Here is a 25,792-nt window from a genome sequence, read left to right as displayed (position 1 = left end):
ATAAATGTAAGATTTATAATCAATTACACCAAGTATTTCTCTAAAAAAGGAATTATTATTTTATTATGTTAAAAAGTTGTGATTCCAAAATAATTTGTACATTTGTTTCACTACAATGAATTTTTTAAGAAACATATCTGATATTTCTGCCCTGAAGTCACCTATTTCAGGCATATCTTCTGTTTCTACATTCACAACTACAACGACTACCCCATAAAGGGGTAAATTTTCACATATTATTTTCGGGACCTTATACTCTTTTGTTAAGAGTAATCATTTCACTTTCTCTAATCTCAAATAAATAATTGATGAAAATTTTAAAATTTGGTGGTACATCAGTCGCCAATTCTCAGAATATACTTCTGGTAGAAAACATTATAAAAAAAGAATCCTCGCAAAACAGGATCGTCGTTATCGTATCAGCACTTCATGGAGTTACAGACCAGCTCATTAAAGCTGCAGAATATGCTTCTATAAAAGACGACAGCTATTTACAAATTGTGAAAAACCTTGAGGGAAAACACTTAACTCTTGTTAAAGAACTTATACCAATTTTGGAGCAAAGTTCATGGCTAAGCTTCGTTAAAAAACATTTCAATGACCTAGAAGACCTATACAATGGAATTTTTGTTTTGGGTGAACTTACAGGCAGAATCAAGGATAAGATTGCATCATACGGAGAATTTTTATCCTCTCATATCATTGCTGCAAGACTGCAATATCAGCAACTTGACAGTGCCTGGATGAATTCTGTTGAGCTCATCAGAACTGATAGTAATTTTACCAACGCAAAAGTTAATTCTGAAATTACAGAAAACAATATCAAGAATTATCTTAATGACCATCAAAACCGCATCATCATAGGTCCAGGTTTCGTAGCCCGTGATGATAAAAATAATGCTACAACTCTAGGACGAGGAGGTTCAGACTATACAGCTTCCCTTATTGCAGCTGCCATTAACGCCGAAGAACTACAGATCTGGACAGATGTAAGCGGCATGATGACAGCGGATCCACGGCTAGCTTCCAATGCAAAACCCATATCGGAAATATCTTATCATGAAGCAATGGAACTCTCTCATTTTGGAGCAAAAGTACTTTATCCACCATCCATTCAGCCTGTGATGGTCAAAAATATTGATCTTAAAATCAAAAACACTTTTGAGCCGAATGCAAAAGGAACTTTGGTTTCTCATAATCTGGAAATTCCGGAAAATGAAAAACAAGAGGTAGCTGTGGGAGTATCAAATATGAGTAATATAGCCCTGCTTACTTTGGAAGGTAGTGGGATGGTTGGCATTCCCGGTATTTCAGCAAAATTATTTCAATGTCTTAGCCTAGAGAAAATCAATATCATACTTATTACACAAGGCTCATCGGAACATTCCATTACCCTAGCCATTCATGAGAAAGATAGATCTGTTGCTGAAAATGCTATCAATTCCTCATTTGCTGATGATATTAGCCTAAAGAGAATCACTCCTGTTAACATTGAAATTGGACTTTCCATTGTGGCCATCGTAGGTGAAAATATGAAAAGCAAAAGTGGGGTAAGTGCAAAAATGTTTGGATGTCTGGGAAATAACGGGATCAACATAAGAACTATTGCTCAAGGTTCCTCAGAAAGAAATATTAGCGTTGTAATCTCAGAAAGGGATACTAAAAAGGCGGTGAATATCCTCCATGAAGAATTTTTTGAGTCCGAGATAAAACAAATTCACCTTTACATCTGTGGAACGGGTAATGTAGGCTCAAAGCTGATTCAGCAGATCTATGAACAAAATCAATACCTAAGAGAAAATTTCTTAATTAATTTAAGAATTGCAGGATTATCCAACAGTCGTAAAATGGTCTTTTCAGACAAAGGAATTCCCGAACAGGAATACCTCAACTGGAGTGCATCAGGAATAGAATCTTCACCACAGGATTTTGCAACAGAGATTATCTCCCGAAATTTAAGAAACTCTGTTTTTGTAGATATTACAGCAAGTTCTGATGTTCCGGAAGTATATGAAAAGCTGTTGAAAAGAAGTATTAATATTGTAGCATGCAACAAAATCGCTGCTTCATCGGACTTTGAAAAGTATAAAGCCTTAAAAAATACAGCTCGGAATCATAATTGCAAATTCTATTTTGAGACCAATGTAGGCGCAGGACTTCCAGTAATAGGCACCATCAATGATCTTATTAAAAGTGGTGATAAAATAATGTCCATTGAAGCTGTACTAAGTGGAACATTAAATTTTGTATTTAATAACTATGATGGAAGCAGAACATTTTCCGAAGTGGTAGCACAGGCGCAAAAAGAAGGGTATACAGAACCGGATCCAAGACTGGATTTATCAGGAACGGATGTGGCCCGTAAAACTTTAATCCTTGCCAGAGAAGCAGGTTATCCACTTCAAATTGAAGAAATTGAAAATATCGGTTTTCTTCCTGAAGCATGCATGCAGGGAAGCGTGGAACATTTCTATGAAAAATTATCAGAGTATGAAAATCATTTCAGAGTATTGCTAGAAGACGCTAAAAAAGAGGGAAAAATATTAAAATATGTCGCCGAATTCAAGGAGGGTAAAGCAAAAGTAGGTTTACAGCATGTTGCTCCGCAAAGCGATCTTTTTCACCTCTATGGAAAAGATAACATTGTCATTTTTAAAACTTTAAGATATTCTGAACAACCGTTGGTCATAAAAGGAGCCGGTGCTGGTGCCGAAGTAACGGCAAGTGGAATTTTTGCAGACATTATGCGTTCAATTTAAAAACATAAAAAATGAAAAAGATAAAATTAAAAATTCCGGCTACAGTAGCCAACATGGTATGTGGGTTTGATATTCTGGGAATGGCTATACATGAGCCCTATGATGAAATGGGAATAACATTATTAGACACTCCGGAAATCATTATTAAGCATAGAGATCAATTTCAACTTCCTGAGGAACCTTCTAAAAATGTTGCAGGAGTTGTACTTCTGAAGATTCAGGAACATCTGAACTTAACCAAAGGTTTTGAAGTTATTATCCATAAACATATAAAACCAGGAAGCGGGCTAGGCTCCAGTGCGGCTAGTGCCGCCGGAGCCGCACTGGGAGCCAATATTTTATTAGAAAATATTTTTTCCAAAGAAGAAATGATTCATTTTGCTATGTTTGGGGAGGAGCTCGCATCCGGAGTTCGGCATGCAGACAATATTGCACCATGCATTTATGGTGGTATTACATTAGTAAAATCAACCAACCCTATTGATATTATTCCATTGAATGCTCCTGACTTATTTGTAGCCGCCGTGCATCCTCAGGTTGAAGTAAAAACATCAGATTCCAGACAGATTCTAAAGAAAAATATCTCTCTGAAAAGTGCTATTGAGCAATGGGGAAATATTGCAGGACTTATTGCAGGCATTCAGAAAAATGATTTTTCGTTGATTGGCAGAAGCCTTAACGATGTAATTATAGAGCCTATACGAAGCATTTTAATTCCAAAATTTGATGAAATTAAAATGAAAAGCATTCAACTTGGCGCATTGGGAGGAGGAATTTCCGGATCAGGCCCTTCCATCTTCATGTTGGCTGAAGAAAAAGAAACTGCAGAAAAAATTGCATTCCAGATGAAATCAATTTATGACGAAATCAATATTGAAAGCTTTGTATATGTTTCAAAAATAAATCCAGGCGGAATTGAAATCGTTGAAGAATCCAACTAACACTAAAAATGAAATGAAATATTATAATTTAAAAGACCATCAGGAAAAAGTTGATTTTAGGACTGCAACAATAAAAGGTCAGGGAAAAGAAAAAGGATTATTTTTTCCGGAACACATTCCACAATTTGAAGAGGAGTTTATTCAAAATCTTCATCAATATGCTAATGAAGAAATTGCCTACCAATGTATGCATGATTTTATTGGAGATAAAATTCCATCAGAAATACTACGGGAAATCATCGCTGAAACCATCAGCTTTGAAATTCCTTTACAAAAGATCAGTGATAAAATCTCAATCCTTGAGCTTTTCCATGGACCTACCTTGGCATTTAAGGATATCGGAGCCAGATTTATGAGCCGCTGCCTATCCTATTTCTTGAAAGATCAAGATAAAAAAGTGACGGTTCTTGTTGCGACCTCCGGAGATACAGGTGGAGCTGTTGCTCATGGATTTTATGGTCTTTCGGAAATTGATGTTGTTATTCTTTATCCTAAAAACAGGGTAAGTCTGGTTCAGGAAAAACAACTTACAGCATTGGGGAAAAATATTTTTGCATTGGAAGTTAATGGAAGCTTTGATGACTGTCAAGACATGGTAAAACAAGCTTTCTCAAATGAAGAAATCAATAAACGGTTATTTCTGACTTCAGCCAATTCCATTAATATTGCGAGATGGCTTCCACAACAGATTTATTATCTATTAGCTTTGAAACAATGGCAAAAATCAGAAAAGGAAGCTCCAGTACTCTGTGTTCCCAGTGGAAACTTCGGAAATATTTGTGCAGGACTTCTGGCTCATCTTCGGGGGCTTCCGGCAGAACATTTTATTGCAGCCTGCAATGCTAATGATATAGTTCCTGAGTATTTAAAAACCAAAGATTTTAAACCTAAAAAAGCTTTAGCGACTTTATCTAATGCGATGGATGTAGGAGATCCCAGCAACTTTGTAAGGATTATGGAACTTTTTGGAGAGAACTTTGACTTACTAAAAAATAAAATATCCGGTTATTCTGTTAATGACGAAGAAACCATGAATACCATTACCGAAGTGTATAAAAAATATAAATACATTCTCGAACCCCACAGCGCTGTAGCATTTTCATCCATGCAGCAATATCTGGATAGAAACCCAGGTAAAAAAGGATTCATTTTAGGAACAGCTCATCCTGTAAAATTCCCTGATGCTGTAGAAAAAGCCATCAAAGTAAAAATTGAAATTCCAGAATCTTTGAATGATCTGATGAAAAAGGAGAAAAAAACTATGGAAATAAACTCAGATTTTGAAGAATTAAGACGATTTTTGCTGGATAAAAATTAAATGTAATGAGCAAAATATATCTTGAAGATGTAAAAATATATGCCTACCATGGAGTGCTGTCTGAGGAAAACATTATTGGGACATATTATATTTTAAATGCAGAACTTCATACCGATTTGTGGAAAGCCGCAGAATCTGATAATCTGAACGATACCATAAGCTATGCTGATCTTAATGATATTATCCACCATGAAATGAAAATAAAGTCTCAGCTTTTGGAACATGTAGCCGGAAGAATTATTTTAGCAGTTCATGGACGTTTTCCACAAATCGATTATATTAAGTTAAAAATAACCAAAACTGCTCCCCCAATGCAGGGAGAAATGAAAGGTGCCAGTATTGAACTGGAAAAAAGCTTCAAGCCTGAAAATTAAAATTCTTATTTTCGTTTTATAAAAAAATACAAAATTGAAACTCTTTAAAATATTATTCTTAGTAGCATTCATCAACGCTTTTGGACAATCTGGTGTTGATAATCAGTTGGCAAATTATAATTTTCCGAAGATCAAGTCCAGTATCACCATGCCGGTAACAATTCCTCTTTCGGAGCTAAGTAATATGATCAATGCCTCTGTAAAAGATCTGGTATATCAAGACGATTCTTATACCGATAACAATAACGACCAGTTTAAGGTAAAAGTATGGAAAACCAGGCCAATCCGTTTGGTAGGAGGAACTACCCAAAATCTATTGATTGAAGTTCCTCTAAAGATCTGGGCAGAAAAGGGTATTGGAACATTGGGTGTTTACAGCTACCAAAATACCACCTTTGAAACCGTAATGTCCTTTAATACTACTGTTACTTTTAAAAATAACTGGACCATTACAACTTCTACAAGACCTAATGGCTTCAGATGGGTAACAAAACCTGTACTGGATTATGGAAGAATACAAATACCAATTACTCCAATTGTTGAAAAAAGCCTCAAAGAACAACAGGAGAAATTCTGTAAAACAATCGATCAGCAGATGGCCACTCAACTGAACTTTCAACAATACGCCGTTATGGCATGGAATACTTTTTTGCAGCCATTTAATATTTCGGAAGAGTATAATACATGGTTAAAGATAAGTCCGGTTGGGGTTAATATTACTCCGTTAAAATTCTACGGAAATCAAATCAATGCAACTCTTGGTATTGATATTTACTCTGAAACTTTTACAGGAAGCAAGCCCGCTGCTTCTCCATCCGTAGCCTCGGCTACCAACTTCAACTTCTCTCCTACCGTTGCAGATAAATTTCTTTTGCAAACCACCGCCAATATTCCTTTTACGGAGGCTAGTAATATGGCCAGAAAAACTTTCTTAAACAAAGAATTTGACATCAGGGATTCAAAGGTAAAAGTAACAGACATTAGAGTCTATGGTTTGGACAACAGAGTGGTCATTGAGGCGCAGACTGATGGATATATAAAGGGAACAGCCGTTATTTCTGGAATTCCGGTATATGATGAAACCAAAAGAAAAATTGTTTTGTCTGATACGAAGTTCAAGTTGAAAACCATGAATATTCTTCAAAAGACGGCTTCTCTCCTATTTCAAGGGAAAATCGTAAAAATGATTGAAGAAGAATATGGAATCCCTACCCAGGAATTGGAAGAAACATCCAGAAAAAGTATTGAAGATGCCTTTAATAAAGAATATTATAAAGGTTTAAAAATGAGTGGAAAAGTATTTAACCTAAAACCAAGCAAAATACTACTAAACAACACTGGGATTACTGCAGTCATTGATACGAATGCTACATTAAAACTTCTTGTAAATGGATTTTAATATCCAAACCTAGTGATAGAGGTAAATTAGCACTAAAAATTATAAGACTGAAACACAGATAGAAAGAGAAATTTACCATTTTTGAGGGAAAGAAATTTTAAGAAAACTTTTGTTCATAAAGAAATTTTGCTATATTTGCACACCTCAAAAATGGTAAAACATGGTACTTTGGCCGAGCGGCTAGGCAGTGGTCTGCAACACCATCTACAGCGGTTCGAATCCGCTAGGTACCTCTTCAAAACCTCTAAATAAAATTTAGAGGTTTTTTTTATTTCCTATATCCTTTTTAAGTTCAAAAACATAAGATCAATCCACAAAGCTCGATGACCTTAAAAAAGTCTCTTCTTAATAATTTATTTTAAGCATACTATGTATTTTTATTAGCCTGAATAATACACTACGGCTTTCCGTAATTATTTAGTATTTCAATTTTTTACATTTGCTAAAAGTAAAATAATGAAAACAATTTTTATAGCAGCTTTTTTATTCCCTTTATTTTTTTATACTCAAGATTACAAAACAGTATTAGATGCTTCAAAATTCATTGGTAAATCCTTTAATGATTTTGAGTCTAATTTAGCATTAACCTCACAAAACGTAGACTCTAAATTTGGCCTCGAAAAAAGGGTTTATAAAAAGAATTCAATTATATATTCTGCTGAAGAAGTAAAAAACAATGAGGTTATTGATAGAATTAATATAGTAAAAATGAAAGACCCAAAATCTCATCAATTATGGTATGATTTAGTAGAAAGTATAAACGCTGATCATAATTTCAAATTTATAAAAGCAATAATTGCTAAAAATAACGTAAATGTTTCCAAAAAAGAATTATCTTATAGTGAAATGATTTCATTTTTACGTTCAGCTGGAAATACAGATGTTTTATCATATTTAATTGATTATAAATTAGGTGACACTTATTACACTTTTGCTGTAATTGATAATAGCCTATTCATAACATTAGGTATTTCAGAATAAAACTAATAAAAAAACATCGCATCCTTCAAAAAAAAGGAAATACTCAAGAGTATTATTAATAATTAAGTTCAATCCTTTTCAAAAAAATCAACAATTAACTTAACGTATAGAAACAAAAAAAAATCCTCGGAAATTCCGAGGATAAAAACTAATAACCATGAAAACTCAAATTAAACATGAGTTGCGTTTGTATATTGAAAAATCGTGCCAAGAATTACAAATTTTGAAAAAAAAATGCTTTTCATTACCAAACACCACTCACCATAATTTTTACTTTTACAACCTTATTAACATACATTATAATAATTTTATTAAAGTAATTAATTATATAAAATTAAAAAACACACAACAAAATAAAATTTAATAAATAATTAATAATTAAAAAAAATATGAAATTTATATAATTCACCAATTAAAAAAATAATTCATAAAGCAATTTTAGACCTAAATCTACTTTTGAAGAGAAAATGTTTTTACTTTAATTTAGAAAAACAAAAGACCTCCCATTCAGGAGGCCTAAAAAACACAAATGATGAAAAAAATCTATTTAGATAAATCTAAACAGAATATTGTATGATACCCACCCTATTTTTTCATATAAGAATTTAAATCTTAAGGCAAGTAATTATCTATAACTGTAAATTGATTAAAAAAAATCCTCATTTCGAGGATTGGTAAATTTAGATAAATATTTTGTTTTTCACAAAGTTATTCTTCCCACGTAATTGGAACATATATCGTAATGTATCCATCCGCATCTACATTTGCTTCAGAAACTGTTGCAACTACCGTTCCATAACCTACCCAGCCTCCCTGGCCCTGAATTCCTGAGAATGCATATGTTCCAGCCGGAAGATCCTCCTCAGAATACTGGGGAAGCGATGGAGTATACCCAATACTATAATACGTTTCTCCAGTAACCGTATTTTCTGCAATAAAACCTCCCAAATCAAATCCTGAACCTGAAAGAATTTTTGTTCCACTCTTTGAAAGAAGGCCATAACGAACTTTAAAAGTCTCAGTTTTTGCATCTTTATGAGATACTTCTGAACAAACTTTAGATTGAACTTCAATAACATCCGTAGAAGAAAAAGAAGTAGTAACAGCCAGTAATCCTACAACAGCTGCAACTGTAAAAATTGATTTTTTCATATTAAAAGTAATTTTGATACTCAAAAATAGGTAACATAAATGAATTCAACAAAAACTAATGATTAACTATACTTTACAATTACTTATAACAAAAAAATTCCCCGGAAATACCAGGGAACTATGATGAATCTTGTTTAGAAGATTAATTTTCAAATTTGAAAACTGTAAACATATCGACAAACTCTATGCCTAAATGATCAATAAATCCCCTATTTCACCTGAAATTTGTCAGGAATTAAAAGTTATTAATAGTATCAATCTCAACTTTAACGTTTTTTAACTGAAACTTGGCTTCATAATTGAAAATAAAATAGATCTAGAGTCGTTTTGGCTTAAGCTTATTAAAATTTGAATTATGAAAAAGATAGTATTAACAGGTTTTTTATCCGTCTTTTTATTGACGGCCTGTAAGAAGGATGACACAGTTGCTGAAAAATCACTGGAAGTACAAAAACTTGAGTTTCAAGCAAGACAGCTTGAAATAGAAAAGCAAAAACTTGCCATTGAGAAAGAAAAGCTCGTATACGAAGCTCAAAAAAAGTCAGACAGCATCTCTGAAAGCAAAAAAGCTAAAGCGGCGGCTGACAATAATTCAAAACCAAAGGTGATAAGAGAAACCAGAACCGTATACCGCGACAGAAGCTCTAATTCCAACTCTGGAGGAGGAAGCAACGGAGGTTATGCAGATAACGGAAATGGATCATCACAAGGAACTACCCAGAAAAAAGGGATGAGTAAAGCTGCTAAAGGAACTATCATTGGTACCGTAGGTGGTGCTGCTGCCGGTGCAATCATTGCCAAGAAAAATAGAGGTCTTGGTGCCGTAATTGGAGGTGTAGTAGGTGGAGCCACAGGATATACAATTGGGAGATCACAAGACAGAAAAGACGGAAGAGTACAACCCCGTAGATAATTTTTTTACAATAAAATATAAAGATTGCTTATTTTTAGGCAATCTTTTTTTTATGATACTCATCCTGGTTTCTTCAATTTTTATCATTCCGGTCTTAATGGGACTGGGTAAAATTATGGAGAAAATCTTCGGAATCTTATTTCGGGGAATTTCAGGTAAAATTCTTTTGGGAATAATGGGTGTAAGTGTGGTATGGACCGTCGCTTCATTTTTTATCCCTTTGAATATTTATGTAGAAATGATAACCGTTCTGCCAGGCTTATTCTATTTTTTTAAAGAAAAAATTTATCACGAGTTTTATCAGTTGACAAAAAAAGAAATTACTTTAGGCGTAATTGTTTCTGCCATCATTCTATTATCCGGTTCATACTATCCTTATATATTGGATCATTTCGGATACTATGTTCCAACCATCAAATGGCTTACAGAATATGGATTGATAAAAGGAATTTCAAATCTGGACTTTATCTTAGGACAAATGTCTGTATGGCATATTTTCCAGGCAGGTTTTTCAAATTTCGCAGATCCTTTTTTAAGAATCAACTCCATCCTACTGATCGTTTATACCCTTTATAGTATTGAGCGAAAAAGCTGGATTCATATGTGCTTTATTCCTGTTTTATTATTATTTTCACAGTCACCAAGTCCTGATCTTCCCGTCATTGCATTTTCTTTGATCATTTTAAATGAAATGATATCCGGAAATAAAAATACTTCTCTCCTTTTTGCTTTTTCTGTTTTTGTTTTTGTCATAAAACCTACCATGATCTGGCTGCCAATATTAGTCTTCCTGAATAGTATTATTATTTTAAAATCAAGTTTCAAAAAATTATTTTTTGGAGGTTTAATCTTACTTTTATTCTTTATTAAAAATATATGGACATTCGGTTATCCCATATTTCCGGTATCAATAATTGACTTAGGTTTTAGTTGGAAGCCCAATCCTGAAGTTTTGAAAACTTCGTCACAATATGCCATTATGAAAACCTATGACATGCAGTATTCGTACGAAGAAATTCAAAGGTTTTCAACATTTGATCATATTAAAAACTGGTTCTTTCTGAAAGGCATCAAATCAGTGATTAATATTTTTTTCATTTTGAGCCTACTTATTTTTTCAGCATTTACATGGATGAAGAAAAAGAAACTAATCACTCTGATCTGTATTTCCCTGTTGATAAAAAGTATACTCGTTCTTGCTTTTTCAGCACAGTACAGATTTTTCATCGATGTTTTCTTTGTCATATTCCTTGTATTATTTTATGAATATTTTGATAAAAGAAAATCTTTGGTTGTTTTTTCCGGACTCAGTTTATTTTTTATGTCAATATTGTCCTTTCCTAGTTTTATTCAAAAATCTATTCCAAGTTTTCGCTTGGGAAGCTTTATGGCAGGATTCAAAAAGGAACAACTTTATCAACCATCTACTTATCAATATCATCAATTCAATAGTTTTAAAGTGGGAAATTTAAATTTCAATGTTTCTAAAAATTACCCCTATAATTTTGACACTCCACTTCCAGCCATCTCTAGCTGCTACATTTTTGATGATGTAAAAGCTCGAATTTTCCCTCAACTTATTAACAAAAATGACATGAAAAAGGGATTTATCTGGAAAAAAATGACTTCCGAGGAAAAAAAGGAAGCCGCAACAGTGATCAATAATCGAAAACATTGATAAATAGAACAAATCCAGAAACTTTATTATCTGAAGAAAAAAAGGTAATTTTGTATCATGTTCAATTCATTAGGTAATCTTCTTAGTCTTACAACATTTGGAGAAAGTCACGGAGTGGCTTACGGCGGTATCATCAATAATTTTCCGGCAGGTTTAGCGGTAGATCTCGATAAAGTTCAATATGAACTGAGCCGAAGAAAACCCGGCCAGTCTGCTATTGTTACTCAAAGAAAAGAAAGCGACACTGTAAAGTTTCTTTCAGGAATCTTTGACGGAAAAACAACAGGTACACCCATTGGTTTTATCATTGAAAACGAAAATCAGAAATCAAAGGATTATGACCATATTGCAGGAGCATATCGTCCGAGCCATGCTGATTTTACTTATGACCAAAAATTTGGTTTTAGGGATCATCGTGGTGGTGGAAAATCTTCTGCTAGGGAAACCATGAACTGGGTAGTGGCTGGAGCTCTTGCCAAACAGCTTTTATCCGATATTGAAATCAATGCTTACGTTTCTTCCGTAGGTGATATTTTCTGTGAAAAACCTTACCAGGCTTTAGATTTTTCTAAAACAGAAAGCAATGATGTACGTTGTCCGGATGCTGAAACCGCAGAAAAAATGATTTCCAGAATCAAGGAGATCAAAAAAGAGGGTAATACCATTGGTGGAACGATTACCTGTGTGATCAAAAATGTTCCTGTAGGAATAGGTGAGCCTATATTTTCCAAACTTCAGGCAGAGCTAGCAAAAGCAATGCTGAATATTAATGCCTGTAAAGGTTTTGAATATGGAAGTGGATTCTGTGGAGCAAAAATGACAGGAAAGGAGCATAACGATGCTTTCAACACTGATTTTTCTACAAAATCTAACTTATCCGGAGGTATCCAGGGAGGAATCTCCAATGGAATGGATATCTACTTCCGTGTAGCATTCAAGCCTGTTGCTACTATTTTGAGACCTCAGGACAGTATAGATAAGGATGGAAATCCTGTCATTGTGGAAGGTAAAGGACGTCATGATCCATGTGTAGTACCAAGAGCTGTTCCCGTAGTGGAAAGTCTTGCTGCATTTGTATTGGCAGATCTATTTCTGATCAATAAAACAAGAAACATCAATAATTTTTAATATAAATATTTTTGGTAATGAAAAATTACTGGGATCAAGGAATTTCTTTTGAAGAATATCTTCAAATAGCAAACGAAAGATTAGAGAATCCTGCTAACGAACAGGAACTTGAATATAAACAATACTATGAGCTTGGGCTTCAGAGAATGGATAGAACTGTAAAAAAGTACATCCCGGATGAAGACCAACTAAAGGAATTGGCGGTCAAGAACTTTGACGGAAAAATTTTAGTTATTTCCGAAGCTTGGTGTGGTGATGCCAGTGCAACTGTTCCTGCTTTATTCAAATTCTTTGAAGGACATAATGAAATCAGAGTGTTTCTAAGGGATCGTGATAAAAGCCTGATCAACCAGTTTTTAACCAACGGAACGGAATCCATTCCAAAGGTTCTTATTCTGGACAAGGATTTTAATGTAAAAAATTCTTGGGGACCTCGTCCGAAGTATGGCTATGAGTTATTAATGAAATATAAAGCTGATCCGGAAGGGTATCCAAAAGAAACGTTCTATAACGATCTGCAAATATACTATGCCAAGAACAGAGGAAAAGATGCTGTTCAGGAAATCTTAGATCTGCTATAAAAACAGCTTATGAAAAAGAGTATCATTTTTATTGTATTAATTATCATCATCGGTATCATTGCTTTTGTACCGGGAGTAAAGGATTTTCTGAAAAATCAGTTTTTTCCTATTGCTACTATTGAAAATGCAGTACATGTAAGCGAAGAGGACTATAATGTTGATCTTAAGGGAATTAATGCTCCAAGCACGAATCTTAAAAACTTTAAGGATAAGGCTGTCTTTCTGAACTTCTGGGGAACCTGGTGCCCACCATGTAGAAAAGAATGGCCTTCCATTCAGAAATTGTATGATTCCAGAAAAGGAAATGTAGACTTTGTTCTTATTGCCATGAATGATAAGGAGGAAGATATAAGAAAATTTTTAAAAGAAAATAATTATACAGTACCCGTATACATTGCCCAAAGCCCTATTTCTGAAAAAATTCTTCCTAAAGTATTTCCTACCACTTTCCTTTTGGATAAGAGCGGGAGAATCCTTATTAAGGAAGATGCATCCAAGGATTGGGACACAGAGTCTGTGCATCAATTCATTGACAATATCGTAAAATAATTTTTTAACTAAATTTTATAATTTGTTGGTACAGGATTTGTGAAATTTATAGTGTTGAAAAATTTATTTAAATCCAAACACAAAAATGAAATATTCAAAATTAAATCTTGCAAAAGAAGCTATCAGTCACAAGGGCTTTGTAAAAAAGATCCCTGATATTTTCAGAATGGTAAAACTATGGAGAAAAGGAGTTTATCCAATAAAATCCATTGACATTATTCTTCCTCTGTTAGGAATTCTGTATGTCATCTCTCCTATTGACTTTCTTCCTGAATTTGCGATACCGGTACTTGGAGTAATGGATGATTTGGCCGTATTGTCACTTACCATTCCTAAACTCATTAAAGAGGTTGACAAATTTTTACTTTGGGAAGCTGAACAAAGGTATAAGGGAACCCAAGTTATTGATGCTGAAATCATAAAACAATAGTTTATTATATTTTCAAACCATTCTGTACGGTACAGGATGGTTTTTTATTTATCAAATGAACGATAAATTTTTAAGCCTTATTTCAAATCCTTAAATTTGCAATATCTAATAAAAAATAATGGAAAGTAAAAAAGAATTCTTCTTAGAGTGCTACAAGCTAGGTATCATTAAATTCGGAAGGTTTACCTTGAAAAGCGGTATTGAAAGTCCGTTTTATGTAGACCTGAGACCTTTAGCCTCAGATCCTAAAATCTTAAAAAATCTTGCTAATTATTTACTGGAAATGCTTCCATTGGATAATTTCGATTTAATCTGTGGAGTTCCTTATGCTGCCCTTCCTATGGCTACAGCAATGTCATTGGAAAGCTATATTCCATTAATTATTAAAAGAAAAGAAGCAAAAAGCTATGGTACAAAAAAGCTGATCGAAGGAATTTACCAGAAAGGACAAAACTGCCTTTTGGTAGAAGATGTGATCACTTCAGGAAAATCTTTGTTAGAAACCATTCCCGAAATAGAACAGGAAGATCTTAAAGTTTCTGATATTGTGGTGGTTCTGGACAGAGAACAAGGTGGAAAACAACTGTTAGAAAGCAAAGGATATAGAGTACACACTCTTTTCAATATTTCGGAAGTATGTGACATCCTTCAGCAAACTGGTGAATTGTCTGATGCAGAGGTAAAGAGAATTCAGGATTTCCTACAAGGGAACCACATCCAGTTTGAAGAAGAAACCAGATCTTCTTATGAACAAAAGCTTCAGAATGCAGAACATTCTGTTTCAAAAAAATTACTGGAAACCGCTTTAGCTAAAAAATCCAACCTTATTGCTTCTGCAGATGTCACCACGACTCAAGAGCTATTGAATTTTGCTGAAAAAGTAGGGCCTCACATTGTTGCTTTAAAAACGCATATTGACATTATTTCGGATTTTGAATATGAAAAAACAATCACACCTCTAAAGGAAATTGCTGCAAGACACCAATTCCTATTAATGGAAGACAGAAAATTTGCAGATATCGGAAATACTCAGGAATTACAATTTACAAGCGGAGTCTTTAAGATTACAAACTGGGCCGATTTTGTAACATCTCAGGTTATTGGAGGTTTTGAATCTTTAGACTGTTTCAATAATGTAGGTGTAGTAGCAATTGTGGGAATGTCTTCCAAAGGAACGTTAACGACTGCCAGCTATCGTGAAGAAGCATTAAAGGTGGCTCTATCACACCCTAATGTAATTGGTGGAGTTTCACAGAATAAAATTCCCGAAGATTTGTTACTATTCACACCAGGAGTAAATCTTGCAGACTCAGGAGATGGAAAAGGACAGCAATACAATACACCGGAACACGTTTTCAAAACCCTGCATACAGATTTTATTATTGTAGGAAGAGGAATCTACAAATCTGATAATCCGGAAGCTTCTGCTGTTACCTATAAAACCGAGGGTTGGAACGCTTATATTAATTCTTTGGAAAAAAAAGCAATTCAGGGTTAAAATCCTATAAAGTATATACAAAATAAGTTATATTTGAGCTTTATCACGGATATTTGAAAAAGATCAGCATTTGCCTTATTTTGTTTTGGGGAGTTGTACAGGTTTCTGCACAGAAAGACAGTATATATATTGAGGCTACACTGTCTCCTGACAGAAAATCTTTGAAAGTCAATCAGGAGATTGTTTATTACAATCATTCTGAAAAAGACCTGCATACAGTAAAACTTCTGAATTGGGTTTCTGCCTACAACAAGCGCGGAACATCTTTAGTCTACAGAAAACTGGAAGACAGAAACAATGATTTGCATTTTGCTAAGAATGATGAACTGGGAAAACTTCTTGAACTAAATATTAAAAATTCAGAAAATCAGGAGATCCCCATCAATGCTATTTCAGATGAAAATCTTTTTCTTCCTCTAAATAAAGCATTAAAACCTGGCGAGAGCATTACCTTGCAGCTTCAATACAAGATGTTACTTCCCGATAAAAAATTTACGGGATACGGAACATCTTCTCAAAATACTGCATTAAAATATTTCTTTATTGTTCCGGATCATTTTGATCCGGACAATATTTCTCAAAACAACTATCATGACATTGAGGAATCTGTAAGTTTCAATACCTTTTGGACTGTAAATTTTGATATTCCTGTCAATAATTTTATTGAAGGAAACCTTCCTCAGGTTCAAATGAATTCTTTTAAAGGCTATCTGGATTCTGATCCTGAATTCTTCATTTCTCAAACTGCATATCCTGCTATAACAACCAATGTTGAAGGAAGTAACACTGTAGTTAAGTTTGGTTATAATCTTAAACCTGAAGAAAAACAAAATCTTGAATTTTATTTACCACTTCATTTAAAATTTCTTAAGGAAAAAATAGGTTTTCTCCCGGAAAGCATATTCATTTCAGATAAATTTAAAGCGAAAGAAGATTTTTTCGGGAATAACGACATTACTTTCTGGAAATTCAGATTTCAATTATTTACTGATGCAGAAAAAACAGATCTGGATTATTTTGGAATTATTACCAAAAAAATTCTTGATGAGAATATTATTACTGATAAGCAGAAAGATCATTGGTTTAAAAATGGGCTAAAATCATATATTGAAATTCAATACTTGGATAAATTCTATAAAGACACAAAGCTTTTAGGAATGTTACCAGAGGCAAAGTTATTTGGCCTAAAACCTTTAAAATTATTTCATGCTTCAAAGGTTAAGCTCCTGGACCGATATGGACTGGCCTATCAATATATCATGCTTCAAAATCTAGATCAGAAAATTGATGAGAATTTCACTGTATTAAGTAATTTTAATGACATGGCTATCAGTAGTTTTGAAACGGGAAGTCTGTTCAATTATTCAGCTGATAAAATAGGAGACTCTACATTCAATGATCTTATAAAAAGTTATATTTCACAAAATTCAGGAAAGAAGATCAATCCGGTAGATTTTTTGAAAGAACTGTCTAAAAAAGATAAATCCACAAATTACCTTACCGATTTTTTCAAACAAAAAAACAGGGTTAATTTCAAGCTAAAACGTATTAAAAAAGAAAATGATTCCCTGCAAATCAAAATAGCAAGAAATACAGATATCCCCATTCCTGTAAAACTGGAAACAGAAACTAGGGAGGGAGAAAAAAAAGAATATTGGATTGAAACTGAAGAAAACGAAAGAATCAAGGATTTCCAGCTTCCAGCATCAGACAATATTTACAAAATCACTTTAAACAATGGATATACCTTTCCCGAGTCTAACTATCGGGATAATTTTCTGTATGCAAAAGGAATATTTTCAAATACAAAAAAAATCAAACTTAAGCTGATAAAGGATATCCCAAATCCTGAATACAATGAAATTTATATCAGCCCAAGGGTTCGTTTCAACAATACATATGATAAATTCCTTCTGGGGGTTAATTTAAAGAATCAATCATTTTTCGATCAAAAATTTCTGTACTCATTTACCCCCATGTACAGTACAGGAACCGGAAAATTGACAGGTTCCGGAGCTGTCTCCTACTCTTTTCTACCTGCTGAAAGTATTTTCCGAAGCCTTACGTTTGGAGCTTCCGGTTCTTATTTTCACTATGATTATGGATTAGCTTATAGAAAAGGATCTTTATTCTCCAATTTCAACTTTAGAAAGAACCCAAGAAGTACAGTTAGTAGAAGTGTCGGGGTTTCATATAATTATTTTGAAAGAGATTTGAGTCCTCTTATGATTGCCAATGATGACTATAAAAAATATAATCTTTGGAGCGTAGGATACGGATATAGTGACAACCAGATGATTCATGAAAAAAGCTTTAGTCTGAGTGCACAGGGAATGGAAGACTTCAATAAAATTACTGCTGAAGGATTTTACAGATGGGAATTTGCTCCTAAACAAAAATTAAGTCTTCGACTATTTGCCGGATATTTTCTAAGAAACGATACCCGAAACAACTTGTTTGATTATGGAATTTCAAGGGTTTCAAACTATACATTTTCCTATAATCTTTTAGGGGAAAGTGCTAGCAGCGGACTTCTTTCACAGCAGTTTATCCTCGCAGATGGAGGGTTTAAATCCTTTATCCCCGGTACTGTCAATCAATGGATCACCTCTGCCAATGTAGATTCCAGCGTTTGGAAAATCTTTCATGTTTATGCTGATGCAGGAATATATAAAAATAAGGATATGCCTGCAAAATTTATATGGGACACAGGAGTTAAGGTAAGAATCATTCCGGATTTCCTTGAAGTTTATTTCCCGATACAGTCTTCATTGGGATTCGAGCCATCATTCAAGGATTATGCAAAACGAATCAGATATACATTGGTTCTTAATCTTGGATCAATCATCAACGCGGCAAGAAGAGGTTGGTATTAAAATAAAAGAGCAGCCCATATAAGCTGTTCTTTCTCTATCAAAATATGTTTAAAATTAATCTTTAATAATCTTTTGTGAAATAGGTGCATTGTTAATGGTTCCTGTCACAATATAGGTTCCTTTAGGAAGTTCTGTAATATCAAGATATGAGGCAAATTTTGTGGGAGCTTTTTTAACGACCTGTCTAAATGTGTCATATAATTTCACATCCTTTACCTCCATTCCGAAAACAATTCTGCCATCTTTTATAAATGGGTTTTGTACAAAGTCAGTCTTAGCTGTCCCTTCAAGGGAAAAATCTACCATATTATCACGATTACCCTCTAGGTTTCTTTTGATCGCTGTAGTTGATGTTGGAGACGGAGCAGGTCCATCACCTTTGAACTGATCAGCATTGGCACCATAACCAACAAAATCCAGTACATTGGAAGAGTCAGGATTTGTAACCTGTACGATATTTCCCGCTAAAGCAATTTTTCCAGAGACACTTGATATTCTGATCCCAGCAATTTTATTGGGGGTTCCATCAAAATTGGTAATGGTAGTGGCAATAAAATCCGGTGTGGGTAAGCTTTCCGTTCCTCCCTCTATTTCAGCTTCCTGAATAAGATATGTCTGTTCAGGTCCCAGAGTCAAGTCTGGTAATGTATGATATTGCGTAAAAGCACCTATTGCGGGGGCATATTGTATACTGGCACCCGTAAGGGAAACCAGCGTGGTTCCTATATTTTTAAGAACAATATAGTTATTCTTTAAAATGGCCCCCGAACTAGCATTGCCTCCATAGATCTCATTGATCACAATCTGAGCATTTGCCGTTGCTGTTACTAGTATTAATCCAACAATAGTAAAGATTTTTTTCATCATAATAATTTTAGAGGTAAGTTGTGGTAAAAATATCAAAAACAATACCACCTGACTGGGAAATTTACAAAAAAACTACCATAAATAAGTATACTTTCTTGTACAAAATAATCCGGCCATTACCATAAAAAAATCCGGCCATTTCTTTGAAATGGCCGGACTGTATTTTGATCTAAAAATTAGATTAGTCTTTCAAGATTTTTTGAGATACCAATTGGTTGTTTACTGTACCCGTTACGATATAGTTTCCTTTTGCCAACTCAGAAACGCTTACCGTTTCGTTTTGCTTTACAGAAGCTGTTTTCACAACTTGTCCAGCCATATTGAAAACTTTTACATCCTTAGCATCAGCTCCGAAAGTAATTCCGTTGTTTTTTACTGAAGTGTTTTTCACAAAGTTTACAGATTTTGCTTTGTTGATGTCCGAAACAGCAAGAGTTCCAGTAGTAACTGTAATATCGTCAATAAAGAATCTATTATTAGCAGCTACTGATCCTTCAAATTTAAGAGTTACAGCTCCTGTAGCTCCTGTGATATTTACTGTATAGGTAGAGAAAGATCCTTTTACTAAAGTTACCGTTGCTAGATTTAAAGTAGCACCAGTTGCCGTTACATTTAAAACAAGTTTTTCACTATTTCCATCCCAAGCACCAGCTTTAAATGTTAAAGTCCCTTCTCCTGTTAAATTGATAGTTGGTGTAGTAACTATACCTTTCGCAGAACCTGTACCTGCTTTAAGACACCCATTTCCTTTATAAATTTTTGCAAATGTCCAATCTCCACCAGTAGCATAAGTACCTGTTCCATCCAGAAAACTACTATTAGCAACTCCTCCACTCCAAGAACCATCATTACCACCTGTTCCTGTTACATCATCAAATGTAGCGCTAAAAACTGTTTGTGCAAAAATTCCACTTGCTACCATAACTGTAGCAAAAAACGAATAAAGTTTTTTCATGATCTAAATTTTATTTATTAATAATTAGTTTCCCAAAATTAAGCCTAATTTTCTATTTGGTACAATAAATAGATTAATTTTTTGTTAATAATAGTTGATCTATTGCCATTAACATTTTTTAATTACTTTTACCAATTATTTTTCAGGATTTGCGGAATTTTTTTATCCTATTTGCGTTATTTTTCTTAGGCATATTTTCAGGAAGTGCTCAGGTATTCTCGTGGAAAAACCCTAACGTTCCTGAAGACAGCATAAAAAAAGATAGTATCCTTACCGCAAAGCTTGAACAGGATATTTTCGCAAAAGATACTCTGGACTTTATACGAACCAATAACAGAGTTATTATTGATGAAGCTGTATTGGCTAAAAATGATAAAAAAAGATTTTTAGGAGAGCTTAATTCTAAGGGATCTATCATTCGTGGAATTACATTTGGTAATAATCAGGGGCAATCTGTACAAAGTTCTATGGACCTTCAGATTTCGGGGAGGCTATCTAAGGATGTCACCATTTTAGCAAGTATTTCGGATCATAATCTTCCTATTCAGGCAGATGGTTACACGCAAACCTTAGAGGAATTCGATAAGATTTATATGCAGCTTAACATTAAGGATAAATCTATCCTTAGAGCCGGGCATTTGGATCTTGTAGAACCTAAGAACTATTTTGCCAAATACCAACGAAGAAGCATGGGTATTCAGTTTCAGACTGAATTTGGAAAGGAAAATAAGACATTTGTGGATATTTCTGCAGGGGTGGCTCGAAGTGAGTTTCACAGAGTCCGTTTTCAGGGTATCGAAGGAAATCAGGGACCTTATCGTCTGACCGGGAAAAACGGCGAACAATTCATTACCCTTATCTCAGGTTCTGAACAGGTTTTCATTGACGGAATCTTAATGAAACGTGGTGAAAACCAAGACTATGTGATCAACTACAATACCGGTGAAGTTACCTTTACCAGTTTCCGTCCCATTTTCCAACAGAATTTCATTACCATTTCCTATAATTATGCCAATAGAAATTATTCAAGGTATTTATTTACAGGAAAACTAGAACATCAAAGGGAGAAATTCAAGGTTGGACTGAACTGGTTTATGGAGAATGATAATAAAAATGCTCCTCTTTCCTTAAGTTTATCCAAAGAGGATGAACAGATCCTTGCTAATGCAGGAAATGATCCTAATCTGATGTATGCTCCATCTGGAGTTGTGACTGAATATGATGTAAATAAAATTTTATATCGTCTAAATCCTGCCGGAAATTTTTATGAATTTTCAACGGATCCTAATGAAACACTCTACCAGGTATCCTTTACCTATTTTGGACCCAATCAAGGAGATTATAAAACGTCACAGACGACCAATAACGGACGTGTTTTTGAATATGCAGGTCCTAATGCAGGAAATTACAGAGCTGTAAGAAAGCTTCCATCCCCACAGAAGTCTCAGGTTTTCTCCCTTAACTCTGAATATTTACTGAATGAAGGTAAAATCGGGACTGATATCTCATTGAGTAATTATGATGTCAACTTATTCTCATCCAAGGACTCTAATCAAAATATGGGATATGCATGGCGTATCTTCGGAAATAAAACCTTTACAAAAAGTTCTTGGAAAGGAACTCCAAGCTTTGAGTATCAATATATCGACAAACAGTTTCACATCCTTGATCGTATTAATGATGTAGAATTCTCCAGGGATTTCAACTTAGTTCAGGAATTTAACAAAAAGACGCAGAACAGATTTATATTCAGCTTTTTGAATAAGTGGAATAATAAATCTACCTTAAATTATCGTGTCAATTATTTGAATGAGCAAGATTCTTATAAAGGGCTTAAGAATGATCTGGATTTCGGTTGGATCACAGGAAAGTTCTTTACAAAAGGAAATTTATCTTATCTGAATACCACTGCAACGCTTCAGGATACCAAGTTCATTCGTGGAGGAGTATCTACAGAGTTTACCGGAAAAAAAGGGAGCTGGGCAATTGGTGGAAGCATGGAGCATAATGAGAAGAAATACAATGACACTCAACTCATGGATGTCACAAGTTTCAGCTGGAAAGAACTTTTTGTTCAAAAGAAAATTGGTGACAGTACCCGCACAAAATTACTTGCAAAAGTATATATGAGAGATAATGACTCTGTACGTGATAACAGACTTCAAAATATGAATAATATTTTGGGAATCATGGCGGAAAGTCAGATTATAAAAACAGAAAGAACATCTTTAAATGCCTTAATTCATTATAGAAAATTCTTTTATCAGAGCGCAGAAGGTAATGTAACCAGAAACAATGATTTTGTTGTAGGAAATATTCTTTACAATCAGCAGCTTTTCAGAAACGGTATGCGACTGCAGGCTTTCTATGAGCTTGGAAACGGACAGGAAGCACAAAGAGAATTCCAATACATTAAAGTAACGGATGGACAAGGTGTCTATAAATGGACAGATTATAACGGAGATGGCATTCAGCAGCTTGATGAATTTGAAATTGCCGAATATTCGGATTTAGCTCAATATATCAGGGTTTACACCAACTCTGTCAGATATATTCCGTCTAATAAGAACAAGATACAGCTTGCTTTGTTTGTTAACCCTGCCATTGTTTTTAATTCGGAAAATGGATTTTTAAAACGCTGGAATTTCAATATTTCTTTAAATTCCCAAAATTCATTCTATAAAAAAGATAAAGTTCTCGTCTTGAATCCATTTGAGAAAAACAGTGACCAAATCCTTAAAAATCAAAATATCTTAGCCTCTGTACAATTCAATCCTACGGATAAATCCGGATGGAATGGAAATTATAGATTCATTACCAACGATAACCTCATCAATGCTAATTTCAGTAATGAAGAACGTGAACAGACGTCTCATTTCCTGAATATAGGATATTGGTTTAATAAAGAATTCAGGGTGGATTGGGAAAATTCTGTTCATGATATCAAAAACTCTTCCCAGCTATTTGCGACAAGGGATTATCGCTTGAATAATTTTGAAACGAAGCCAAAAGCAACCTATAAATTCACGGATGCTCTTCAAACCGAACTTTCTTCTGCATACCGCCAAAAGCAACGGTTAGATGGAGAAGAATTATTAAGGGCGTTTGATGTTACAGGAACCATTCAATGGGAATACAGAAAGACTTCCATACGCGGAAATTTCTCTTTTATCAACAACAACTTTAACGGAAATAATTTCAGTATTGTCGGCAACCAGATGTTGGATGGTCTGAAGCCAGGAAAAAACCAGGTATGGAGTGTATTCATTCAACAGGCCATCAACTCATTCATCCAATTAAACTTTAACTATGAGGGAAGAAACTCGGGGGAAAGAACCATTCATATTGGAAGTATGCAGGTAAAGGCAAGTTTCTAATCTTTATCATTACATTCACAATATTGAAGAAAGATTAAATATTAACCTATACTGATCATAGAAAAATCCCCGATATTACTATCGGGGATCTTTCTTATGTTTACATTTTTATTTTTTAATAACCTTGGTTGATTCTGATCCTTTATCTGTATTTATTTTTAAAATATACACTCCGACTGGAATTCTTCTCATATCCACAGAACCTTTTTCTGCGTTGAGTTCTTCACTGATAACCCTTTGTCCTGAAACATTGTATACTTCAACATTCTTTATTTTTCCATCATGATTAATATGAAGATAATCTATAACTGGATTTGGATAAAAGTTTATTTTTTTCTTAGAAGCTTCACTTACAGCCATCGCTTCCGCTGTAAATTCATATGCTCCAAAATCAGGAGTTGTTGCATTTCTCGTATTTCCATCAGCATCTAAAGTTACTTCAGCAATTGGAGTTCCTTTATTGTCAAGAGTATTATTTCCAGTATTAGACAGATGAAGGTCGGTAGCAGAAACAAATACAGGAAGAACATTCAGGGAATTGGTATTCCCGCCAAACCCAGCTTGAATATCAGCCAGAGTAGCTTTTGCTGAACCACCAATATATCCTAGGTTACCTCCAGAGGAAAAGTAATCATTATTATTAATATTGGAAAATACAGTATTGGCAGCATTGGAATAGATAACATATTTCTCACCTGCCTGAGTCTGGGGATTTACAAAGATATTATTTCTTAGGTCTATAGCTCCAGCCGCAGTCACTGTGGAAGAAACATTAAATGCAGCAGGTCTTCCCGCTACATTCTGATTGGCATTCATTACTACGGTGTTATAATAAATCCTAAATCCGCCTCCATTATTGATAGCAATGCCATTCCCATTGTCAACAGCCGTCCCTCCTGAATTATATCCATACCCCGTAACACCACTTACAATGTTATTATATATTAAAATATTTGAGGCAGCATTCGCAGAATTCACATAAATTCCGGCTGCTCCATATCCAGTTGTATTTGTACTCTTGATATCTGAAACTTTATTATTGAATACTTTACCATTCATGATGTTTGCTCCTATCAAAATTCCTGATGCAAGGCTGGTTGAGGCTGGCCCTAATACAACACCTGTAATGGTATTTCCACTAATCTCAAAATTTTGAGAATTTTGTACAGCAATCCCCCTGAATAGCATTTTATCAGTAGCAACTGTAGACCCGATAACATTATTTCTAATAATATGTCCCATATCTGTATTAGTAGCATTACCAACAACAAAAATAGCATTCTGAGCCCTCACAAAAGTATTATTAATTGCTGTAAAGTTATTATTCGGAACCTCTGCTGCTGCTAAAGTAGATCCGGCAACAAGGATGCAGCCTACTGTTCCTGTTGGGGCAGATCCTGCTAAATTTGTATTTTTAACAGTAATATTATTACAGCCATCCGTTGTGGTACTGGTCACCATAATAACAGTGGGAGAAGTTCCAGTAATAGCTGCATAAGTATTGCTGATAGTAAGATTTCTTGAAGAAGTTCCATTATTACTTCCATCAATTGTTAAATTATCTCCACCATTTACTCTAATAATTCCTACTGGGCTTGCCCCCGAAATTGTTGCATCAACTCCAGCTGCCGGTTTTATTAAGACGGAAGTATAATTGGATACCCCTCCACTTGCGTTTAAAACAGCGGTAGCAGTTTCTGTTACATTAGCTGTAATATTAATTGTTATCGCTCCTTGGTGGGTTCCTGCATTAATAGCTTCAAAAGCATTCAATAATGTAGTGTAGGTTCCTGTTGTTGTACCTGCAGTGGCAGATAAACTAATCTGTGCATCAAGATTTGATACAGCAATACTTGTTAGTAAGCAAAGTAAAATTTTTCTCATATTATTAATTTTTATTAATAAATATATAAAAACATTCTCAATAAAAATTGAAAACAATTGAAAATCAACCAAATAAATAAAACAAATATTAAACACAAAATCTTAAATACTCATAAATAGAGATGAAAATAA

19 protein-coding genes and 1 tRNA gene are annotated in these 25,792 nt (G+C 34.3%); 16 read left to right on the top strand and 4 right to left on the bottom strand.

What is annotated here, in order from left to right; all coding sequences use genetic code 11:
* Positions 1-308: 308 nt before the first annotated feature.
* The 7 genes from thrA (at position 309) to SCA31_RS09915 (ending at position 7,772) form a co-directional block, all read left to right on the top strand.
* On the top strand, positions 309-2,759 hold the full coding sequence (thrA, locus tag SCA31_RS09945; protein ID WP_410696818.1) for a bifunctional aspartate kinase/homoserine dehydrogenase I: 2,451 nt from the start codon (positions 309-311) through the stop codon (positions 2,757-2,759).
* An 11-nt stretch (positions 2,760-2,770) separates the two neighbouring features.
* Positions 2,771-3,700: a homoserine kinase gene (locus tag SCA31_RS09940; RefSeq protein WP_410696817.1), complete on the top strand. Its 930-nt coding sequence runs from the start codon at positions 2,771-2,773 to the stop codon at positions 3,698-3,700.
* Between the two features lie 13 nt (positions 3,701-3,713).
* On the top strand, positions 3,714-5,018 hold the full coding sequence (gene thrC / locus SCA31_RS09935) for a threonine synthase (RefSeq protein ID WP_410696816.1): 1,305 nt from the start codon (positions 3,714-3,716) through the stop codon (positions 5,016-5,018).
* A gap of 5 nt (positions 5,019-5,023) precedes the next feature.
* On the top strand, positions 5,024-5,392 hold the full coding sequence (gene folB / locus SCA31_RS09930) for a dihydroneopterin aldolase (RefSeq protein ID WP_410696814.1): 369 nt from the start codon (positions 5,024-5,026) through the stop codon (positions 5,390-5,392).
* 34 nt (positions 5,393-5,426) lie between these two features.
* Positions 5,427-6,791 carry a DUF4403 family protein gene (locus tag SCA31_RS09925; protein WP_410696813.1) on the top strand — a complete coding sequence of 455 codons (1,365 nt, stop codon included), beginning with the start codon at positions 5,427-5,429 and terminating at the stop codon, positions 6,789-6,791.
* A 162-nt stretch (positions 6,792-6,953) separates the two neighbouring features.
* A tRNA-Cys gene (locus SCA31_RS09920) sits at positions 6,954-7,024 on the top strand.
* A 223-nt stretch (positions 7,025-7,247) separates the two neighbouring features.
* Positions 7,248-7,772 carry a hypothetical protein gene (locus SCA31_RS09915; RefSeq protein WP_410696812.1) on the top strand — a complete coding sequence of 175 codons (525 nt, stop codon included), beginning with the start codon at positions 7,248-7,250 and terminating at the stop codon, positions 7,770-7,772.
* Positions 7,773-8,480: 708 nt separating this feature from the next.
* On the opposite strand, the gene SCA31_RS09910 is transcribed toward SCA31_RS09915, so the two are convergent.
* Positions 8,481-8,924, bottom strand: a complete 444-nt coding sequence (locus SCA31_RS09910) for a hypothetical protein (protein ID WP_410696810.1) — start codon at positions 8,922-8,924, stop codon at positions 8,481-8,483.
* Between the two features lie 355 nt (positions 8,925-9,279).
* Here SCA31_RS09910 and SCA31_RS09905 point away from each other — a divergent pair, with 355 nt between their 5' ends.
* From SCA31_RS09905 to SCA31_RS09870, 8 genes are all read left to right on the top strand, one after another.
* Entirely contained in the window at positions 9,280-9,837 is a 558-nt protein-coding gene (locus tag SCA31_RS09905) for a YMGG-like glycine zipper-containing protein (protein ID WP_106914698.1), read from the top strand.
* A gap of 115 nt (positions 9,838-9,952) precedes the next feature.
* The gene (locus SCA31_RS09900; protein WP_410696809.1) at positions 9,953-11,515 is read left to right on the top strand and encodes an LIC_10190 family membrane protein; all 1,563 of its coding nucleotides are present in this window, start codon (positions 9,953-9,955) and stop codon (positions 11,513-11,515) included.
* A gap of 57 nt (positions 11,516-11,572) precedes the next feature.
* Positions 11,573-12,643, top strand: coding sequence for a chorismate synthase (gene aroC, locus SCA31_RS09895; protein WP_410696808.1), 1,071 nt, complete (start codon positions 11,573-11,575; stop codon positions 12,641-12,643).
* A 17-nt stretch (positions 12,644-12,660) separates the two neighbouring features.
* Complete coding sequence (locus SCA31_RS09890; protein ID WP_410696807.1) at positions 12,661-13,224, top strand: thioredoxin family protein; 564 nt, start codon at positions 12,661-12,663, stop codon at positions 13,222-13,224.
* A 9-nt stretch (positions 13,225-13,233) separates the two neighbouring features.
* A complete protein-coding gene (locus SCA31_RS09885) occupies positions 13,234-13,773 on the top strand; it encodes a TlpA family protein disulfide reductase (RefSeq protein ID WP_410696805.1) in 540 nt (179 codons plus the stop codon).
* Between the two features lie 85 nt (positions 13,774-13,858).
* Complete coding sequence (locus SCA31_RS09880; protein ID WP_410696804.1) at positions 13,859-14,203, top strand: YkvA family protein; 345 nt, start codon at positions 13,859-13,861, stop codon at positions 14,201-14,203.
* Between the two features lie 118 nt (positions 14,204-14,321).
* Positions 14,322-15,701, top strand: coding sequence for an orotidine-5'-phosphate decarboxylase (pyrF, locus tag SCA31_RS09875; RefSeq protein ID WP_410696803.1), 1,380 nt, complete (start codon positions 14,322-14,324; stop codon positions 15,699-15,701).
* Positions 15,702-15,754: 53 nt separating this feature from the next.
* A complete protein-coding gene (locus SCA31_RS09870) occupies positions 15,755-18,577 on the top strand; it encodes an aminopeptidase (protein WP_410696802.1) in 2,823 nt (940 codons plus the stop codon).
* 54 nt (positions 18,578-18,631) lie between these two features.
* Here the strand turns inward: SCA31_RS09870 and SCA31_RS09865 are convergent, their stop codons facing one another.
* The gene (locus SCA31_RS09865; RefSeq protein ID WP_410696801.1) at positions 18,632-19,441 is read right to left on the bottom strand and encodes a lamin tail domain-containing protein; all 810 of its coding nucleotides are present in this window, start codon (positions 19,439-19,441) and stop codon (positions 18,632-18,634) included.
* Between the two features lie 184 nt (positions 19,442-19,625).
* Positions 19,626-20,399, bottom strand: coding sequence for a T9SS type A sorting domain-containing protein (locus tag SCA31_RS09860; protein WP_410696800.1), 774 nt, complete (start codon positions 20,397-20,399; stop codon positions 19,626-19,628).
* 149 nt (positions 20,400-20,548) lie between these two features.
* On the opposite strand from SCA31_RS09860, the gene SCA31_RS09855 reads away from it, so the two are divergent.
* Complete coding sequence (locus tag SCA31_RS09855; RefSeq protein WP_410696799.1) at positions 20,549-23,776, top strand: hypothetical protein; 3,228 nt, start codon at positions 20,549-20,551, stop codon at positions 23,774-23,776.
* A 108-nt stretch (positions 23,777-23,884) separates the two neighbouring features.
* On the opposite strand, the gene SCA31_RS09850 is transcribed toward SCA31_RS09855, so the two are convergent.
* A complete protein-coding gene (locus SCA31_RS09850; protein WP_410696798.1) occupies positions 23,885-25,660 on the bottom strand; it encodes a T9SS type A sorting domain-containing protein in 1,776 nt (591 codons plus the stop codon).
* Between the last annotated feature and the right edge of the window lie 132 nt (positions 25,661-25,792).

This window comes from Chryseobacterium sp. SIMBA_028 (genome assembly GCF_046535285.1).
Taxonomy (GTDB): Bacteria; Bacteroidota; Bacteroidia; order Flavobacteriales; family Weeksellaceae; genus Chryseobacterium.
This window is presented reverse-complemented; position numbering and strand designations above follow the sequence as displayed.

Coding starts and splice junctions, on each gene's coding strand:
- thrC (WP_410696816.1), top strand. CDS start 3,714: ATGAAATATTATAATTTAAAAGACCATCAGGAAAAAGTTGATTTTAGG.
- pyrF (WP_410696803.1), top strand. CDS start 14,322: ATGGAAAGTAAAAAAGAATTCTTCTTAGAGTGCTACAAGCTAGGTATC.
- SCA31_RS09885 (WP_410696805.1), top strand. CDS start 13,234: ATGAAAAAGAGTATCATTTTTATTGTATTAATTATCATCATCGGTATC.
- SCA31_RS09860 (WP_410696800.1), bottom strand. CDS start 20,399: ATGAAAAAACTTTATTCGTTTTTTGCTACAGTTATGGTAGCAAGTGGA.
- SCA31_RS09910 (WP_410696810.1), bottom strand. CDS start 8,924: ATGAAAAAATCAATTTTTACAGTTGCAGCTGTTGTAGGATTACTGGCT.
- SCA31_RS09915 (WP_410696812.1), top strand. CDS start 7,248: ATGAAAACAATTTTTATAGCAGCTTTTTTATTCCCTTTATTTTTTTAT.
- SCA31_RS09890 (WP_410696807.1), top strand. CDS start 12,661: ATGAAAAATTACTGGGATCAAGGAATTTCTTTTGAAGAATATCTTCAA.
- SCA31_RS09850 (WP_410696798.1), bottom strand. CDS start 25,660: ATGAGAAAAATTTTACTTTGCTTACTAACAAGTATTGCTGTATCAAAT.
- SCA31_RS09940 (WP_410696817.1), top strand. CDS start 2,771: ATGAAAAAGATAAAATTAAAAATTCCGGCTACAGTAGCCAACATGGTA.
- SCA31_RS09900 (WP_410696809.1), top strand. CDS start 9,953: ATGGAGAAAATCTTCGGAATCTTATTTCGGGGAATTTCAGGTAAAATT.
- SCA31_RS09865 (WP_410696801.1), bottom strand. CDS start 19,441: ATGAAAAAAATCTTTACTATTGTTGGATTAATACTAGTAACAGCAACG.
- thrA (WP_410696818.1), top strand. CDS start 309: ATGAAAATTTTAAAATTTGGTGGTACATCAGTCGCCAATTCTCAGAAT.
- aroC (WP_410696808.1), top strand. CDS start 11,573: ATGTTCAATTCATTAGGTAATCTTCTTAGTCTTACAACATTTGGAGAA.
- folB (WP_410696814.1), top strand. CDS start 5,024: ATGAGCAAAATATATCTTGAAGATGTAAAAATATATGCCTACCATGGA.
- SCA31_RS09905 (WP_106914698.1), top strand. CDS start 9,280: ATGAAAAAGATAGTATTAACAGGTTTTTTATCCGTCTTTTTATTGACG.
- SCA31_RS09880 (WP_410696804.1), top strand. CDS start 13,859: ATGAAATATTCAAAATTAAATCTTGCAAAAGAAGCTATCAGTCACAAG.